Annotated in this window: 12 protein-coding genes; 7 read left to right on the top strand and 5 right to left on the bottom strand. The window is 58.4% G+C overall.

The features are described 5' to 3' along the window. The first annotated feature begins 113 nt into the window (after window positions 1-113). A complete protein-coding gene (locus Thiofri_RS14040) occupies window positions 114-353 on the top strand; it encodes a flagellar basal body rod C-terminal domain-containing protein (RefSeq protein ID WP_040855014.1) in 240 nt (79 codons plus the stop codon). A 64-nt stretch (window positions 354-417) separates the two neighbouring features. Here Thiofri_RS14040 and phoR read toward each other — a convergent pair whose 3' ends face one another. Both phoR and phoB read right to left on the bottom strand, forming a co-directional pair. Beyond that, window positions 418-1,776 (bottom strand): phosphate regulon sensor histidine kinase PhoR, encoded by a 1,359-nt coding sequence (gene phoR, locus Thiofri_RS14035; protein ID WP_223296668.1) that lies wholly within the window; start codon window positions 1,774-1,776, stop codon window positions 418-420. Window positions 1,777-1,856: 80 nt separating this feature from the next. Then, complete coding sequence (gene phoB / locus Thiofri_RS14030) at window positions 1,857-2,540, bottom strand: phosphate regulon transcriptional regulator PhoB (RefSeq protein ID WP_009147111.1); 684 nt, start codon at window positions 2,538-2,540, stop codon at window positions 1,857-1,859. Window positions 2,541-2,797: 257 nt separating this feature from the next. Here phoB and Thiofri_RS14025 point away from each other — a divergent pair, with 257 nt between their 5' ends. Continuing rightward, window positions 2,798-3,388 carry a class I SAM-dependent methyltransferase gene (locus Thiofri_RS14025; protein WP_009147112.1) on the top strand — a complete coding sequence of 197 codons (591 nt, stop codon included), beginning with the start codon at window positions 2,798-2,800 and terminating at the stop codon, window positions 3,386-3,388. A gap of 60 nt (window positions 3,389-3,448) precedes the next feature. Here Thiofri_RS14025 and hemF read toward each other — a convergent pair whose 3' ends face one another. Continuing rightward, window positions 3,449-4,399, bottom strand: a complete 951-nt coding sequence (gene hemF, locus Thiofri_RS14020) for an oxygen-dependent coproporphyrinogen oxidase (RefSeq protein ID WP_009147113.1) — start codon at window positions 4,397-4,399, stop codon at window positions 3,449-3,451. 138 nt (window positions 4,400-4,537) lie between these two features. On the opposite strand from hemF, the gene Thiofri_RS14015 reads away from it, so the two are divergent. The 4 genes from Thiofri_RS14015 to Thiofri_RS14000 all read left to right on the top strand — a co-directional run bounded on the left by Thiofri_RS14015 (window position 4,538) and on the right by Thiofri_RS14000 (window position 11,156). Then, window positions 4,538-5,164: a class I SAM-dependent methyltransferase gene (locus Thiofri_RS14015; RefSeq protein ID WP_009147114.1), complete on the top strand. Its 627-nt coding sequence runs from the start codon at window positions 4,538-4,540 to the stop codon at window positions 5,162-5,164. Window positions 5,165-5,366: 202 nt separating this feature from the next. Next, complete coding sequence (locus tag Thiofri_RS14010; RefSeq protein WP_009147115.1) at window positions 5,367-6,080, top strand: carbonic anhydrase family protein; 714 nt, start codon at window positions 5,367-5,369, stop codon at window positions 6,078-6,080. A gap of 161 nt (window positions 6,081-6,241) precedes the next feature. Beyond that, on the top strand, window positions 6,242-9,298 hold the full coding sequence (amt, locus tag Thiofri_RS14005) for an ammonium transporter (RefSeq protein WP_009147116.1): 3,057 nt from the start codon (window positions 6,242-6,244) through the stop codon (window positions 9,296-9,298). 19 nt (window positions 9,299-9,317) lie between these two features. Continuing rightward, window positions 9,318-11,156, top strand: a complete 1,839-nt coding sequence (locus Thiofri_RS14000; protein WP_313777878.1) for an AAA family ATPase — start codon at window positions 9,318-9,320, stop codon at window positions 11,154-11,156. A gap of 151 nt (window positions 11,157-11,307) precedes the next feature. Here Thiofri_RS14000 and Thiofri_RS13995 read toward each other — a convergent pair whose 3' ends face one another. Beyond that, window positions 11,308-12,357 (bottom strand): YheT family hydrolase, encoded by a 1,050-nt coding sequence (locus tag Thiofri_RS13995; RefSeq protein WP_009147118.1) that lies wholly within the window; start codon window positions 12,355-12,357, stop codon window positions 11,308-11,310. Window positions 12,358-12,497: 140 nt separating this feature from the next. After that, window positions 12,498-14,381 (bottom strand): GspE/PulE family protein, encoded by a 1,884-nt coding sequence (locus Thiofri_RS13990; protein WP_009147119.1) that lies wholly within the window; start codon window positions 14,379-14,381, stop codon window positions 12,498-12,500. A gap of 1,023 nt (window positions 14,382-15,404) precedes the next feature. On the opposite strand from Thiofri_RS13990, the gene Thiofri_RS24795 reads away from it, so the two are divergent. After that, a complete protein-coding gene (locus tag Thiofri_RS24795) occupies window positions 15,405-15,689 on the top strand; it encodes an IceA2 protein (RefSeq protein WP_009147121.1) in 285 nt (94 codons plus the stop codon). The last annotated feature ends 412 nt before the right edge of the window (window positions 15,690-16,101 follow it).

Raw genomic sequence — 16,101 nt, 5'->3', positions numbered from 1 at the left:
GCGGACTAGACTTTTACAACGGGTCGCAGGAATTGTTGCTCTGGGGTGACCGGGACCATGAGAGTCAGGCAACACCAATCACAAGCAACCAAGTCGAGGAAGCAATGGCAGACATGAGTGTTGGGATGATGGGCGCTGGCCTCACCGGCATGCAACGCGGCTATCAGACGGTGACTAACGCGGCGAACAACATCGCCCAGCAGACCACGGTCAATGCCGGTGAGAGTTCGAGTGCCGATTTGGCGGGGCCGCTGGTCAATCTTGGTGTTGGGGAGCGCGCAACCGAGGCCTCGGCGAGTGTGATCCGCACTGCCGATGAGATGGTTGGCACCCTGATTGATTTGATGGCCTAACTCTCAAAGCTTCGGACCCGCTCACCTTGGCGGGTAAATCCACTGTTTCTTTCTGGGTAAAGCGCTACCTGGTGGCTACCAGTGCGACAGCCGAGTCCTGACGCAGACGGCTGGCTGGCGGAAAATAGCAACTGAAGAGACTGCCAGCGCCAAGCTCGCTGGCAATTCTAAGCTGCGCGTCGTGGCGATTAAGCACATGCTTGACAATCGCAAGGCCAAGCCCGGTCCCCCCTGACTCGCGTGAGCGTGCCTTGTCGACGCGATAAAAGCGCTCACTCAAACGCGGCAAATGCTCAGCCGCGATCCCCTGACCACTGTCCCTCACAGAAAAGCACGGGCTGATGCCCATCTCCCTCCAGCGAATCTGCACCTCAGTGCCGGCTGGAGTGTGCTTGACCGCGTTAAAGATTAGGTTGGAAAAAGCGCTGTAGAGTTCGTTCTGATTGCCAAGCAGGCTGAGTTCCGGGTCCATGTCCAGCGTGAAGGGATGGCTCTCGCTGCACAGAATACGTGCCTCGGAGACAATAGCGTTGACCAGTTCCGTCACGTCAACGGCGGTGATCTGGGTGGTGCGATGGTCCATCTCCAGGCGCGAAAGTACGAGCAAATCTTCAATAATGGAGCGCATGCGCTCGCTCTGGTCGCGCATCAGAGCGAGCGGGCGACGGTGGCCTGCCGGTGTCTGAGGCGAGTCGTTCAGGCGTTCGAGAAAGCCGGTGATGACCGTCAGGGGGGTGCGCAGCTCGTGCGATGCATTGGCGACGAAGTCGCGCCGGATCATGTTTAGATGGTACACCTTGGTAATATCACGCCCAACGACCAGGCGCTGCTTTTTGCGCTCGCCAAAGGGCGTGAGCCGCACCGACAGCATCAGTGACTGATTGTGCTCAGGGGTCATGTCAATCGGGCGGCTGTAGTCGCCGGCGGAAATATAGTCTTCGAGCGATTCGTGCGGAAAGACGTCTGTTAGCTCTCTGCCCTCATCGCGCGGGAATTGCACGTTCATCAGAGCGGCGGCGGCGGGATTGGCCCATTCCACGCGCCTGTTTTTGTCTAGCACGACCAGTGCATCGGGCACCGAATTGGCCGCCTCGCGAAAGCGTCGTGTGAAGCGCAACTGGCGTTTGCGCCCCTTGCGTCCGCGCTGCTGATAGCGGGCAATGGTGCGATAAACTTCGCCCCAGAGCCCAAGCGGAAAGGGTGGGATCAGCCGATGCTGCTTGCGGATCAATCGCACCAGACGCACGAGTAACAGCAGATGACGCCCCAGATAGGGCATCAGGGCGATGACCAGGGCGCTGCCCCAGTGCAGGCCGGCCAGCTGCAGGCCAGCTGCAGCGCCTAGCACCAGCAGCAAGGCGCCGACTTCCGCGAGTGTGTCTCGCGCCAGGTTGTTGCTGGATCGCGATAACCAGTGATCCAACCATGGCTGCGGGGGGCGAAAACCGCTGGTGGCCGGCGTTATCGGCCCCGGCGGTCTTGTGTCCTCTGCTTCTGGCTGGGTCATTTGTCCGAGAACCGGTAGCCAACGCCTCGCACGGTTTGCAGCAGATGCTGATGACCAGTGCTTTCGAGCGCTTTGCGCAGGCGCCGGACATGCACGTCGACGGTGCGCTCCTCCACATAGACCTGATCCCCCCAGACATGATCAAGCAGTTGCGAGCGGCTGAAGGCGCGATCAGTATGGGTCATGAAAAAATGCAGCAGCTTGTATTCTGTTGGTGCGATGGTGATGGGCTGGCCATCGGCACTGATGCGATGGCCAATATGGTCGATGCGCAGACCGCCAATTTCGATCGCATCCTGTTGCTGTTCACTCTGGCTGCGGCGCAACACGGCCTTGACGCGGGCGATCATTTCGCGCGGCGAGAAGGGTTTGGCGATATAGTCATCGGCCCCGGTATCCAGGCCCTTGACGCGGTCTTCCTCTTCGCCCCGGGCGCTGATCATGATAATGGGGATGTTCTTGGTGCGCGCACTCTGCTTGAGTTGCGTCGCTAACTCAAGGCCTGACCGGCCCGGCAGCATCCAATCGAGCAGAAGCAGGTCTGGCGGATCGCCGCTAATCTGCTTGCGGGCTTCATCGGCGTGCGCGGCCTCAAGGACGCGAAATTCGGCTTCTTCGAGGCTGAAGCGAATGAGTTCGCGAATGTCGGGCTCGTCGTCTACGATCAGAACGGTCGGCATTGGGGCACCTTAAGATCGACAATTGGGGTCAGCAACTGCTTGCGAAGATGGCCCTGGTCTGGCGCAAGCCGCGCGGTGGGCTAGGGGGCCAGCCAGTATCAAGGCAATGCGTGTCAAGGCAGTCCGGGGCAGCTAGTTTATGGCCGATTGGTTAAAGAATGGTGACAGTCTTTCAGGCCATGTCAGGCGGGCCGAGGCGTTAGAATTCCGCCTGTCTTTTCCAAGCTGCCCGTGATCCACATCCAACAGGAAACGCCATGATCGATCCATCCCAGCTCGCCAGTCTGCGGCGTCCCATCAGTTTTCAGGCCGAGTTGGCAGGGCAGCCACTGCATCTTCAGTCAACCTGGGGGCTGTTTTCCCCGCGCGAAATTGATGCTGGAACCCGACTGCTGCTGGAGCGAATCGAGGTGGCGCCCGACGCCGACTGTCTCGATCTTGGCTGCGGCTATGGTCCCATCGGCCTCACCCTGGCGCGTCTGGCCCCGCAGGGGCGCGTGCTGCTGGTGGATAAGGATTTTGTCGCGGTGGAGTTTGCACGCAAGAATATCGCGCTCAATGGATTGGACAATGCCGAGGTGCTCCTGAGCAATGGTTTTGATCAGATCGAGCCCAAGCGTCGTTTTGATCTGATTGTCAGCAACATTCCGGCAAAAGTCGGCAAGGAGCTGCTCACGCTCTGGTTGCACGACGCGCGTGCGCGGCTCAATCCGGGTGGCATGCTCTATGTGGTTACCATTAATGGCCTGCGGCAGTTCATCAAGCGTTATCTGGAAGACATCTTCGGCAACTACGACAAGCTCAAGCAGGGCTCGCACTACACAGTCGCGCTAGCCTGCCGGCGATGATGGCAAAGAGGATGTCGGCGAAAATCCTGACCGAATGAAGCGGCTGTTTTGCAGCAAGAATTATTTGTCCAGGCATCTGTCGTCCCCAGCCTGCGAGCCAGCCAGCCAGTCCCGGGGAACAAGAAAAACCTCCATCAGCCGCGCCTCCGGGCTGCCGGGCTCCGGTTGCCAGTTATAGCGCCAGCTCACGCTTGGCGGCATGGACATCAGAATGGACTCGGTCCGTCCGCCGGATTGCAGCCCAAACAGCGTGCCGCGATCATGCACTAGGTTAAATTCCACATAACGCCCCCGGCGCATCATCTGGAAAGCCCGCTCGCGCTCGCCCCAGGGATGCTCCCGGCGGCGCGCGACAATGGGCAGATAGCCGGGCAGGAAGTGTTCGGCAACAGACTGCATGAAGGCAAAACTGCGCGCGAAGCCGAAGCGGTTGAAGTCATCGAAAAAGAGCCCGCCAATGCCGCGCGCCTCGGCGCGGTGTTTAAGATAAAAATAGCGGTCGCAGGCAGACTTGAGTTCGGGGTAAAGAGCATCGCCAAAGTCGGCACAGGCGGCGCGCGCGTTGCGATGCCAGTGACGCGCGTCCTCCTCAAAGCCATAATAGGGCGTCAGATCAAAGCCGCCGCCAAACCACCACAGCGGCTCGGTCCCCGGCTTCTCGGCGCTGAAAAAACGCACATTCAGATGGGTGGTGGGCACATAGGGATTGCGCGGATGCAGCACCAGGGACACGCCCATGGCAGAAAACCCCCGTCCGGCCAACTCGGGTCGGTCGGCGCTGGCACTGGCTGGCAAGGCGGCGCCATGCACATGGGAGAAATTAACCCCGGCTTTTTCAAACAGCGCGCCCTCCTCAAGCACCCGGCTGCATCCGCCGCCGCCATCTGCTCGCGTCCAGCGGTCGTCGCCAAAGACGCCCCCGCCGTCCGCCTGCGCGAGCGCATCGCACAGACGTGTCTGCAGGCTGAGCAAATACTGTTCAACGGCCTCGGCCTCGGGTTGATCGATCATGGCGGTCTTGCTCTCGCAGTTCGGGGAAACACCGATGGTACTATAGCGCCCAGCCGGATCAGGCCAGCGTTCGCGATGATCGAGCCCGTTTCACTGATCCATTGTTAATGATCCACTCTGTTCAGCCCTTGCTCACCCATGCCCCGCGTTGACACCCAGGAATTTTATCAAGAAGCCATCGACCAACACGGAACCACGGCCGAGGGCGTGCACTGGAACTCGCGCCACACCCAGGAGTGTCGCTTTGAGGCACTGCGGGCGCTGCTGCCGGAGGATATCAGCAGGCTGACGCTCGTCGACGTTGGTTGCGGATTTGGCGACCTGCATCGCTACCTCGCCCGAGACAATGACCTGCCTGGGCGTTACATCGGCTTGGACACGCTTCAGAGCATGGTGACAGTCGCGCGCGAACGCACCGGCGAGGACATCCGCCTGCTTGATGCGCTCACGGATCCGCTGCCAGCCGCCGACTATTATCTGTGCAGCGGGGCGATGAATACCCTGACGAAATACGAGACATTCTGCTTCATCGAGCGCTGTTTCGCCGCAAGTGAGCAGGGTTTTGTCTTTAACCTGCTGCGCGGGACCGATGACTCGGAGATATTCAACTGCCGCCACCCGGATGAAATCCGCCAATGGGCCGAGCAACTCGGTGCTGAGGTGAGCTTTCGCGAGGGCTATCTTTACGGGGACTTCAGCGTTGCCATGATGCCAGCGATCATTAGCCGGTCTAACGCTCATGGCCCTAGCCACTCTGAAGAATGAATCTGCTGTTTTGCGGAAAGCTTCATCGTCCCGGCCTCCTCGCAGATTGAGTCTGCTTTTTCACAGTCATTGAATGGGTATGCGTAGACTCTGGCGATGTTATAGTCGCATTGACCGAAGCGCGCCACTCGCTTTCATGCGTGTGGGATTTCAGCGTAACGCGTTGCAGTTTATTCATTCTGGCCATGCGGGAGATTTAAATATGACACACCGGTTTTTCTCTACCTCGATTGCCCTTTTGTTTCTTGTTCCAACCCTGGTGTTTGCGGCGGAGCTTCCAACTGATCGTTCCTATATCACCTTCGATGCCGCCAAGCAGGATGCGATGACACCGGCTTCGGCCATTGAAAAGCTTAAAGCGGGAAATCGTCGGTTTGTTGAAGGGGATGCGCACAATCGTGACCTTAGAGCGCAGGCCGAAAGCACGGCTTCCGGTCAATATCCTTTTGCGGTGGTTCTTTCTTGTCTCGATTCTCGCTCGGCCCCCGAGATTATTTTCGATCAGGGCGTGGGTGATCTCTTTGTTGCGCGCGTGGCGGGCAATGTGATCAACGATGACATGCTCGGTAGCTTCGAGTTTGCGACCAAGGTTGCTGGCTCCAAGGTCATCGTTATCATGGGCCATAGCGCGTGCGGTGCTGTCATGGGTGCCTGCGACGGGGTAGAAATGGGTCACCTGACTGGGTTGTTGGACAAGATTATGCCTGCCGTTGATGCAACGCCGGTCGCTGCCGATGCGGCGCGCAATGCAACCAATCGAAAATTCGTCGAGGCCGTCACCGAGGCAAACGCCAAAATGCAAGTCGCCGACGTGTTGCGCCGCAGTCCAATCCTGAAAGCGCTGGTGGATCAGGGCGACCTGCTGGTGGTTCCAGCCATGCACGATCTAAGCACTGGGGAAGTGACATTCCTTTAACCTGAGAACCTGCCGAGCGGCGACGCACTCCCGGCGCCTGGGCCGACAGACTGGCCAAATGCCGAACATAATCTGGTCGCAATTCCGACGGCATGGCAATGAGCGCGGCGCGATCATACACCGCTGTTACCGCCGGACCCGCAATTGCGGCTAGTTAAGCAATGAGCACAGAGCCTAATTTCGCTGCATTAGACATCGCCTGGATATTGCTGTGCGCCTTCCTGGTGTTTTTGATGCAGGGCGGCTTTCTGTGCCTTGAATCCGGCCTGGTGCGGGCGAAAAACAGCATCAATGTTGCGGTCAAGAACCTGATGGACCTGTGCCTGTCGGCGCTCGTCTACTGGCTGTTCGGCTATGCGCTGATGTTCGGCACCAGTCTCTCGGGGCTGGTCGGCAGCGACAGTTTCCTGTTCGACGGCGCGGGCTCGCCCTGGCTGATGAGTTTTTTCTTCTTCCAGGCGATGTTCTGCAGCACTGCGGCCACCATTGTCGCGGGAGCGGTGGCCGAGCGCATGCGCTTCCTGGCCTATGGGTTGACTGCGATTTTGCTCTCGGCGTTCATCTATCCCGTCACCGGGCACTGGGCCTGGGGTGGTGCCGCCAGCGGCGAGGCGAGCGGTTGGCTGGCTCAGCTTGGGTTCATCGACTTTGCCGGCTCCACCGTGGTGCACTCAGTTGGCGGCTGGACGGCCCTGGTCGCGGTGCTTCTGCTTGGCCCGCGCAGTGGGCGCTTCAGCGAGCATGGCATCCGCGCCATTGCCGGTGGCAACTTGCCGCTTGCGTCCCTGGGGGTGATTCTGCTGTGGTTCGGCTGGTTTGGCTTTAATGGCGGCAGCACCTTAGGGCTGAATGCCGATGTTCCTCTGGTGCTGTTCAACACCTTTCTGTCCGGTGCCGCCGGTGGTATCGGTGGCCTGATCTACAGCTATGTTCGGCGCGGCTATCCGGTGGTGTTGGATCTGCAAAACGGTGTGATTGCCGGTCTCGTCGGCATCACCGCCTCCTGTCACTTGCAGGCGCCAGCCTTTGCGGCCCTGATCGGGCTGGTGGCCGGCCTGCTGGCCGCCTGGGGCACGAGTTGGCTCGAGCGCCGGCGCATCGATGACGCCGTGGGCGCCATTCCGGCGCATCTGTTTGCCGGCGTCTGGGGTACCCTGGCGGTGGCGCTGTTTGCGCCGGCGGACAGCTTTGGCACGACTGGGGGCCGGCTTGTGCAACTCGGCGTGCAGGCGCTCGGCGTGCTGAGCATTGGCGCCTATAGTTTCATGGTGAGTCTGGCGGCGCTCTGGCTCATTAACCGTTTTTACCCGCTGCGCGTCACGTTTGAGGAAGAACGGCTGGGGCTCAATGTCGCCGAGCATGGTGCCAGTACCGAGATTCTCGATCTTCTCGGGGAGATGGAGCAACAGAGCCGGCGCGGGGATTTTTCGCATCCCGTCAGTTGCGAGCCCCACACGGAGGTTGGCCAGATCGCACGTCAGTACAATCATGTACTCGCCCGGGTGAACGACGAAATTCACCGTCGGGAACAGCTGCTGCACGATCTGGCTGCGAGCGAAACCCGCAAGAGCGCCATTCTTGATGCGGTGCTCGACTGCATTATTACCATCGACGGTCGCGGGCAAGTGGTGGAATTTAATCCGGCCGCGGAGCGCACCTTCGGCTGCTCGCGGCGCATGGCTCTGGGTCGCCAACTGGGCGAGATTGCCATTCCAACTGATCAGCGCGAAGCCTTCAACGCCGCGCTAAACGCCGGCTTTAGCGGCGAAGGGCGCTTTGTGCTCGATCGACGCATCCAGTTCGTGCTAACGCGCGTTTCCCACGAGAGCTTTCCGGCCGAACTCAGCATCACTCGGGTGCGCGGTGGACCCAGGCTGGAATACAACTTTCACATCCGCGACGTCACCCGCCAGCGCGAAGTGCAGCAACGCCTGCATCAGCTGGCGCATTTCGACATTCTCACCGGGCTGGCCAATCGCAGCCATTTCCGCCAGCAGCTTGATTACTTTTTGCTGACGGACCCATCGGCGCGGGTAGCAGTGCTTTTTCTCGATCTTGATCGCTTCAAGCAGGTCAACGACAGTTTGGGTCACGATGTGGGTGATCAACTCCTTCGCAGTGTCGCCGAGCGCCTGCGCGAACTTACCCGCAAGGAGGACTTAGTCTCGCGCTGGGGTGGCGATGAATTCGTCATCGCGCTGCTCGGCGTCGGTGGACTGGAGGATGTTCGCAACAAAGGCAGCGAGTTCATCGCCCGGCTTGCCGAGACGCATCGGCTTGACAACAAAGCGGTGCATGCACCATCAAGCATCGGCATCGCGCGTTATCCCGAGGCTGGCGAAACCGCCGATCTGCTGATTCGCAACGCGGATTTGGCGCTCTACGAGGCCAAGGATGCCGGACGTAACAACTTTCAGTTCTTCACACCTGCACTCGCGCGTGAGCACGCCGAGCGCCTCGACCGCGAGAACAGTCTGCGCGACGCGCTGGCGCAAGGCGAATTCGTGCTCTTCTATCAGCCCCAGTTTGACCTCACTAGCGGCGCGCTAATCGGCACCGAGGCACTGCTGCGCTGGCAGCACGGGCGCGAAGGCATGATTCAGCCGAGTGTTTTCATTCCAATTCTTGAAGAGAGTGGTCTGATCGTGACCGTTGGCGAGTGGGTTCTGCGCACCGCTTGCCGGCAGCAGGCCCAATGGCAGGCACAGGGGCTCGCGATTCCGCGTGTGGCCGTGAATGTGTCCGGCAAACAATTCCTGAAGCCAAATTTTGCCGAACTGGTCGCAAGCATTCTGCACGAAGAAGGGCTCCCAGCGAGCAGCCTGGAACTGGAAATCACCGAGACCGTGCTGGCGTCCAACAACCAGATGTGCATCGACGTGCTTCGCCAGCTTAAGACGATGGGGATTGGCATCGCAATTGACGACTTTGGCACCGGCTATTCCTCGCTCAGCTACCTCAAGCGCTTCCCGGTCGATGTCATCAAGCTCGACCGCTCTTTTGTCGGGGAATGCGATATCAACGGCGAGGATGCCGCTATCTGCTCGGCCATCATCTCGCTCGCGCGCAGCCTGCGGCTCGGCACCCTTGCCGAAGGCGTCGAGCGCGCGGAACAGCTCGACTTTCTGCGTACAGAAGGCTGTGATAGCTACCAGGGCTTTATTGCAGCCCCGCCGCTGCCAGTCGCCGAGTTGATCAGGCACCTGGAACTGGATTGATCATCAGCGCGGCCAAGGCTTGCGCGGGCTTTGCTTCGACAGTACCTTTTCCGGCAAGCCAACCCAGATCGACACCGAGGCGCGTATGCGTTTTCCCTACGGCATTAGCAATTTCCATAAGATCGCCACGCAAGGCTATTTCTATATTGATCGCAGCGACCGAATCGCCCTGATCGAGGAGGCGGGTGATCAACTGCTGCTGCTGCGCCCGCGCCGTTTCGGCAAGTCGCTGTGGCTGTCGACGCTGGAGAACTACTACGACTTGGCCTGCGCCGAGTCCTTTGATCAGCTCTTCGGGTCGCTGGCCATCGGTCGGGCGCCGACGGCTAGGCGCAACAGCTACTTCGTCATGAAGTGGAATTTCTCCACCGTCGATCCGATGGGCGACGCCGAGGAAATTCGCGGTGCTTTGTATCGGCATATCAACGCCGAGATTGCCTCGACCATCTCAAAATATGGCGATTGGCTCCCCGGCACCGTTGAGATTCAGGACGATGCGCTGACTTCCTTCCGCTCCCTGCTCGCAGCCGTCAGCCAGACCCCGCATCGGCTCTATTTGCTGATCGACGAATACGACAACTTTGCCAATGAGGTGTTGGTCAGTCGTGATCGCGGCGAGGAACGCTACAACGCCCTGGTCGGCGGCGAGGGTGCAATCAAGACGGTCTTTAAAGCGATCAAGGCCGCCGCTGAGGGGCGCGGACTCGACCGGGTGTTTATCACTGGGGTCTCGCCGGTGGTGATGGCCGACATCACCAGCGGTTACAACGTGGTCGAGGACATCTCGCTGGAACCCGAGCTGGCCGATCTGTGCGGCTTTCACGAGTCGGAGATCGCCGCTGTGCTTGGGCAGCTCATTGCTGAGTGTAAGCTACCGACCGAACAGACCGCCGAGGCGCTGGCGATGATGCGCAGCTTCTACAACGGCTACAACTTCGCCCTCTGCCCGGAGGGCGGGCAGATCTACAACCCGACGCTCGCGCTGTATTTTTTCAAGCATTTCGCGAAACGGTGCTCGTACCCTGAGGAAATGCTCGACAACAATCTGGCCATGGATCGCAATCGCATCGAGTACATTGCCGGCTTACCCAATGGTGAAGCGGTGGTCACGGCGGCGCTCGATCGCGGCGAGCCGTTGACCGTCGAGCAACTGGAGCGGCGCTTCGGCGTTGATCGGATGCTTCATGCCCCGCAGACCGAGGGTTTTCTCGCCTCACTGCTGTACTTTTTTGGCGTACTCACCTATGGCGGGCGCGGGCTATTGCGACACCTGGAGCTGGTCATCCCCAACCTGGTGGTGCGCAAGCTCTATGTCGAGCGAATTCAGGAGTCCTTGCTACCGGGCTATACACTTGACCGCGAGCGCCGCGCCGCCTGCGTGCGTTTTTATTCAGAGGGCGATTTGGAGCCGGTCTGCCGTTTCATCGAGCAGCGCTTCCTGCCGGTGTTCGATAATCGCGATCTGCGCTGGTCCAACGAGCTGGTGGTCAAGACCGCTTTCCTGGTCACCTTGTTCGACGATCTGGGCTACATCATGGACTCGGAGACCGCCGTCGGGCGCGGCTACTGCGATCTGTCGATGATTGTGCGCCCGGATGCACGTCGCTACGGTTTTCTGGATCAGGTGATTGAATTCAAGCATCTGAAGCTCGCTGATCTGCCCGGCCTCGACAGCGAGACCCTGGCCGAGCTGCCGCGCGAGCAACTGCGCGCGCGCCCAGAGATCGCCCCGCTCCTAGCGGAGGCCGAGGCGCAACTAACGGTCTATCGCCGCCGATTGGAAGACATCTACGGCGAGCGCCTGAATCTGCGCACTCACGCGGTGGTCTGCATCGGACTGCTGCGATGTGTTTGGTAAAAACAGTATTTCCAACCAAGCCGATTGCAGCTGAAATGGTACTCGTTCAAACCTATCACGGTGACACTCCATGCTGACAGAGATCAATCCCACGGCGGCGTGGCGGGACAAGCAGTTGTAACGGAATTTTATTGCCCATTGCGACTGTGGTTCAGCCGGTACGATAGCACTCGAGATGCTCGAGAATGCGCTTCTCAAGCCAGTATTCAGCTTGCCAGGGCCAGGGGCCGGAGACGAAACCCACATGTCCGCCGTGGGGGCTGAGCTCCAGAGTCACGCCGGGACCAAGCTCGGATTCAAACGGGATGCTGGCCGGGTATAGAAAGGGATCGTCGCGCGCGTGCAGGATGAGAGTCGGGGTGGTAATGGCGGGCAGGTAGCTGCGGCAGCTGGTTTGGTTGTAATAGTCGAAGACACCGGCAAAGCCGCACAGCGGGGCGGTGATCTGCTCGTCGAGGGCATTGAAGTCGCGGATGTTGTCGAGATTGACGTTGAGCGGGCAATGGCGACTGGCAAACTTGCGCTTGAAATTGCGCTTGAGTCGGCGCAGGAGATGCGTCCGGTAGAGCCGTGAGACGCCATGGTTGAGCCGCAGCATCGCATCGCGCAGGACGAAGGGCGGGGAGATGGCGATGGCGGTGTCGAGAAAGGCCGCCTGCTGATCATCCGGCATCCTGTGGTGCTTGCCGTCACCTTCCTCCCCGCGTTCCCTCCCACGTTCCCCCAGATATTTCAGCAGCAGATTGGCTCCGAGGGAGATGCCGATGGCGGCTGTTGGAAAATCCTCTGGGTCGCGGGCCAAGTCGCGGAGCACCTGGTGCAAATCGTCGCTGGAGCCCGAATGATAGCTGCGGGCCAGTCGGTTCGGTTCACCCGAGCAGCCGCGCAGGTGCATGAACAGGGGGCAGAATCCGGCTTCGGCCAGAGATAGCGTTAGGGACGCGCTGTAATGGGAATTCAGGTCGCCTTCAAGTCCATGGATGATAAGCACCTTGGGGCCGCTACTGGAAGAGACGGACAGGTCAATGAAATCCCCATCCGTCAGCTCAATGCGCCGGCGGTTCAGTGCTACTAAGCCGGGGCGAGTGCGGGTCAGGCTTGGCCAGAGGGTTTGCAGATGCGCACCCGGTAGCCACCAGGCCGGGCGGAAGCTGGCGGTGGTGATGCGACCTGTTGCATGCGACGGCCTGTGATCGGACAAGTGGTTAGCCTCATTTTCTGAAATGTGAAGTACCAGGTTCCATGGTCTCCCATCCTGTCATGCCAGAACGGCGTTTTGGGCTATGAGCCGGACTGATCAACAGCAGCAGGCCGCGCAAGCAGAGACATGGCGGCACGATTTCAGACGTCTTGCGCAGCCGGCAGGACGCGGAAGATCTCGTCGAAACTGGTCAAGCCAGCCGCCACCTTGCGGGCACCGCTGATGCGCAACGGACGCATGCCCTCCTGATAGACGCGAGCGCGCAGCGCAGGTTCGTCAATGGCGCCGCTGATCAGCGCGCGAATCGCGGGTGTCAGCGTCAGGATTTCATAGAGTCCGGTGCGTCCGCGATAGCCCGTCTGGCGGCATTCATCGCATCCATCGGACACGGCGATGCTCGCGGGCGGAGCGAGCGACCAGGGATTGACCAAGGACTCCCATAGGGTGGGATTGATCGCGGCGCTTCTCTTGCAGTGCGGACAAAGGGTGCGTACCAGTCGCTGCGCCAGCACGCCAATCAGGGTGGCGTTGATCATATAATGCGGCACGCCCAGATCAAGCAATCGGGTGATGGCCGAGGGCGCGTCGTTGGTGTGCAGGGTTGAGAGCACCAGGTGCCCGGTCAGGGCCGCCTGCACGGCCATCTCTGCGGTTTCCAGATCGCGGATCTCGCCGACCATGATCACATCCGGGTCCTGCCGCAAGAGGGTGCGAACACCGCTGGCGAAGTCGAGCCCGATGCCATGATTGACCTGCATCTGGTTGAGCGCCGGCACCAGATTCTCGATCGGGTCCTCGACCGTGCAGACATTGATGTCTGGCGTGGCCAGGCTGATCAGGGTCGAGTAGAGCGTGGTCGTCTTGCCCGATCCGGTCGGCCCGGTCACCAGGATGATGCCGTGCGGCTGCCCGATCATGCGCTGCCAGGCCGATTCTTCCTCGGGTTCGAAGCCGAGGACGCTCAAGTCCTCCCGCAGCGCCTCCGGATTGAAGATGCGAATGACCAATTTCTCGCCGAAGGCAGTCGGCATGGTCGACAGGCGCATCTCGGCCTCAAGTCCCCCCTGGGTGCGGGTCTTGATGCGACCGTCCTGCGGTCGGCGCTTTTCGGCCACATCCATGCGCCCGAGAATCTTGATGCGGCTGGTCACGGCGGTCATGACTACTGCCGGAATCTGGCAGACCTGGTGCATCACGCCATCAATGCGAAAGCGCACATTGCCTGCCTCCCGGCGTGGCTCCAGATGAATGTCGCTGGCACGCTGATCGAAAGCATATTGCAGCAGCCAATCAACAAGGTGCACGATATGGCTATTCGTCGCCTCCAGGGTGCCAACCTTGCCGAGTTCCACCAAGGCTTCGAGGTTTTGCAGATCGACCTGCTGGGCCTGGTTCTTGGAGCGTGCGCCGCGCATGGAAGTCGACGCACCGAAGAACTCGCGGCGGAAGCGTTCAATATCGCGCGGATTGGCAACGACACGCTCAATACGGCGCTTCAGAACCTGCTGAAGCTCTGCCATCCAATCGGTCAGGTAAGGCTCGCAGGTGGCAAAAACGGCCTTCTCGGGAGTTAATGCGACCGGCAGGATCTGGTTCCAGGTCGCATAGGCGATGGTGGTCAACTCGCCGATCGTGGCCACATCGATCTTCAGCGGATCGATGCGCAGATAGGGCAGACCGCAACGCCCTGCCAGCCAGACCGTCAGCGCCTCAAGATCGAGCTGCCGGAGCGGCACCTGGGCGCTCATCGGATGTTGCTCGGCGATGCGCTCAAGCAGATGCAGGCCATCCTTTTTTGCGCCCGCGCAGCGACGCAACAGGTCTTTCGCAGTCTCTGCTGTAATCAGGCCATCGGCAAGCAAGTCCTCGACCACCTGATCAAGAGTCAGCTTGCGATCCTCGCCGGACATCGCCGAGTCTTGCAGCTCAAGCTGCTGACGCGCATTGGCCGCAGGAGGAGCCTGGTAGCCAAGTAACCCCTCACCCGGTATCAGTAGAGCCTCGTGGCCATCGTCATTTGCCACAATTCAAACCTCATGAAGCATTGGTAAGGATGAATACATGACTGCCCGCAGTCAATCAAGCGACAGTCGCGAGCCGTCGGATCGCCGCAGTTCTGCATCGTCAAGCCGAGGGCGTTCTGATGCCTTGGCAGACGATGCTGCCTCCCCGGCAGCAGCGAGTCACGTCTGTCGAACGAGACTGATCCAGGTCAGCCCTTCGGAAGCAGAGCGCTGACAGCATCAAGAAAACCAAAGGCGCTGATGCTGCATTTTTCTTGATTGTCGTGCTTGATAGTGCTCTGGGTTAAATGTGAGCACATTATCAGAGTCATCTAAACACTCTCTGCCTATTACGAGAAATTAAAGAGCTCGACATGAACAAAGATGCGTGCTCGAATCATATACAAATCCATATTCCGAGTACGTTTGTAGGGAAATTTCCTACAAGATTTGGCGCCATGAGGCCGAAATTGCGGGGCGGCCATGCACGGAAACGAGAAAATATTACGGAGTGGATAATATCTCTTGACCGCTTCGCGGACGGAGGCTAATCTCGCAGTTTCCTCGCACGAGAAGTTATCCTAAAGCCTTCCAAGCAACAACAATTTAGCCTATCTGCACTCCGCTTGGAGGCCCAAGGTGGTCTGACTTACTCAAGAAGGCTGATACTTTGTACAGATCGGGTTTATTTAAATCAAGACATAGAGTGACTAATGAAAAATTTGATTTCTAATAAGAACATATACTTTTTCGTATTTGGGGCAATTGGAGGGCTAGGAAGTGCCATTATGTACGGCGTTGTAGGTCTTGATCATACCATTACCCATAAGTCCGGCAGCTAAGGTGCAATGCGGCGTAATGCCAAGAGGAGCAGAAACATTATCATTGCAGGAACTAAAGCGAAGCAATAATAATGAACAGCTGTAATCAGGTTGTTTTATAAGTGAGCTGTTTCATGCTCATTGGTATAAAGTTACAACAGAAAAACAGTCTACGATATCTATCTTACATTGGTCGCATCTTAAGCAAGTAAGGAGTTAAAAAATGGCAATGGTGGTAAAGGTTAATAATGGGAGAGTCGAGGAGTATGAAAATGGTTCTCGGAAAAGGTCTTATGGTTTAAATGTCAAAGCGGCGAGCACTGACGGAACTTTGGTAGCAGCCGTAACAAAGAATGGCCGTGTCGAGGAATACGTCAACGGTTCACGAAAGAGGACCTACGGTTCAAACGCTGTAAATGTACAAGTGTCTGCTGGTACGGTAGCGGTATCTCTTGCAAACGGTCGAACTGAAGAATACGTAAATGGTTCAAGAAGACGCACATACTAAAGCACTCAACTTTATTAAATTGCCCCGGGTAGTAAAAATAGCCACTCCTGCAATCTTGTCTTATAGACACGAGTGAGTTCAGACTTCCGGGTCTCCAGTTAACCGGAGAAGAGTCTAAATTCCCTACATGCAAATTTGGAAAAAGACGTTATGGCGCGTTAAATGCTAGTTTACATTTCAATTGCGGTGATTTCCGTTTGTCGGCATGTGTCTTATGTCCGGAAAACTGAGTTTACTTAGTTTAATAGACGCGTAAAGAGCGGCTTAAGTGCAACCGAGTCATTTCGTTTTTTTAAAGATCTAAATTTCGTGAGGTTCAAAAATGGAAATGGCGTATCCTTTGGAAGATGGCGCAGTCATCCGATATTTCCGTTTACCACTCATCTTGACGGCAATACTCCTTACAGCATGT

It is taken from the genome of Thiorhodovibrio frisius (assembly GCF_033954835.1).
Lineage (GTDB): Bacteria > Pseudomonadota > Gammaproteobacteria > Chromatiales > Chromatiaceae > Thiorhodovibrio > Thiorhodovibrio frisius.
Note: the sequence above shows the minus strand (reverse complement) of the source record. Positions and strands in the feature narration are given on the sequence as shown.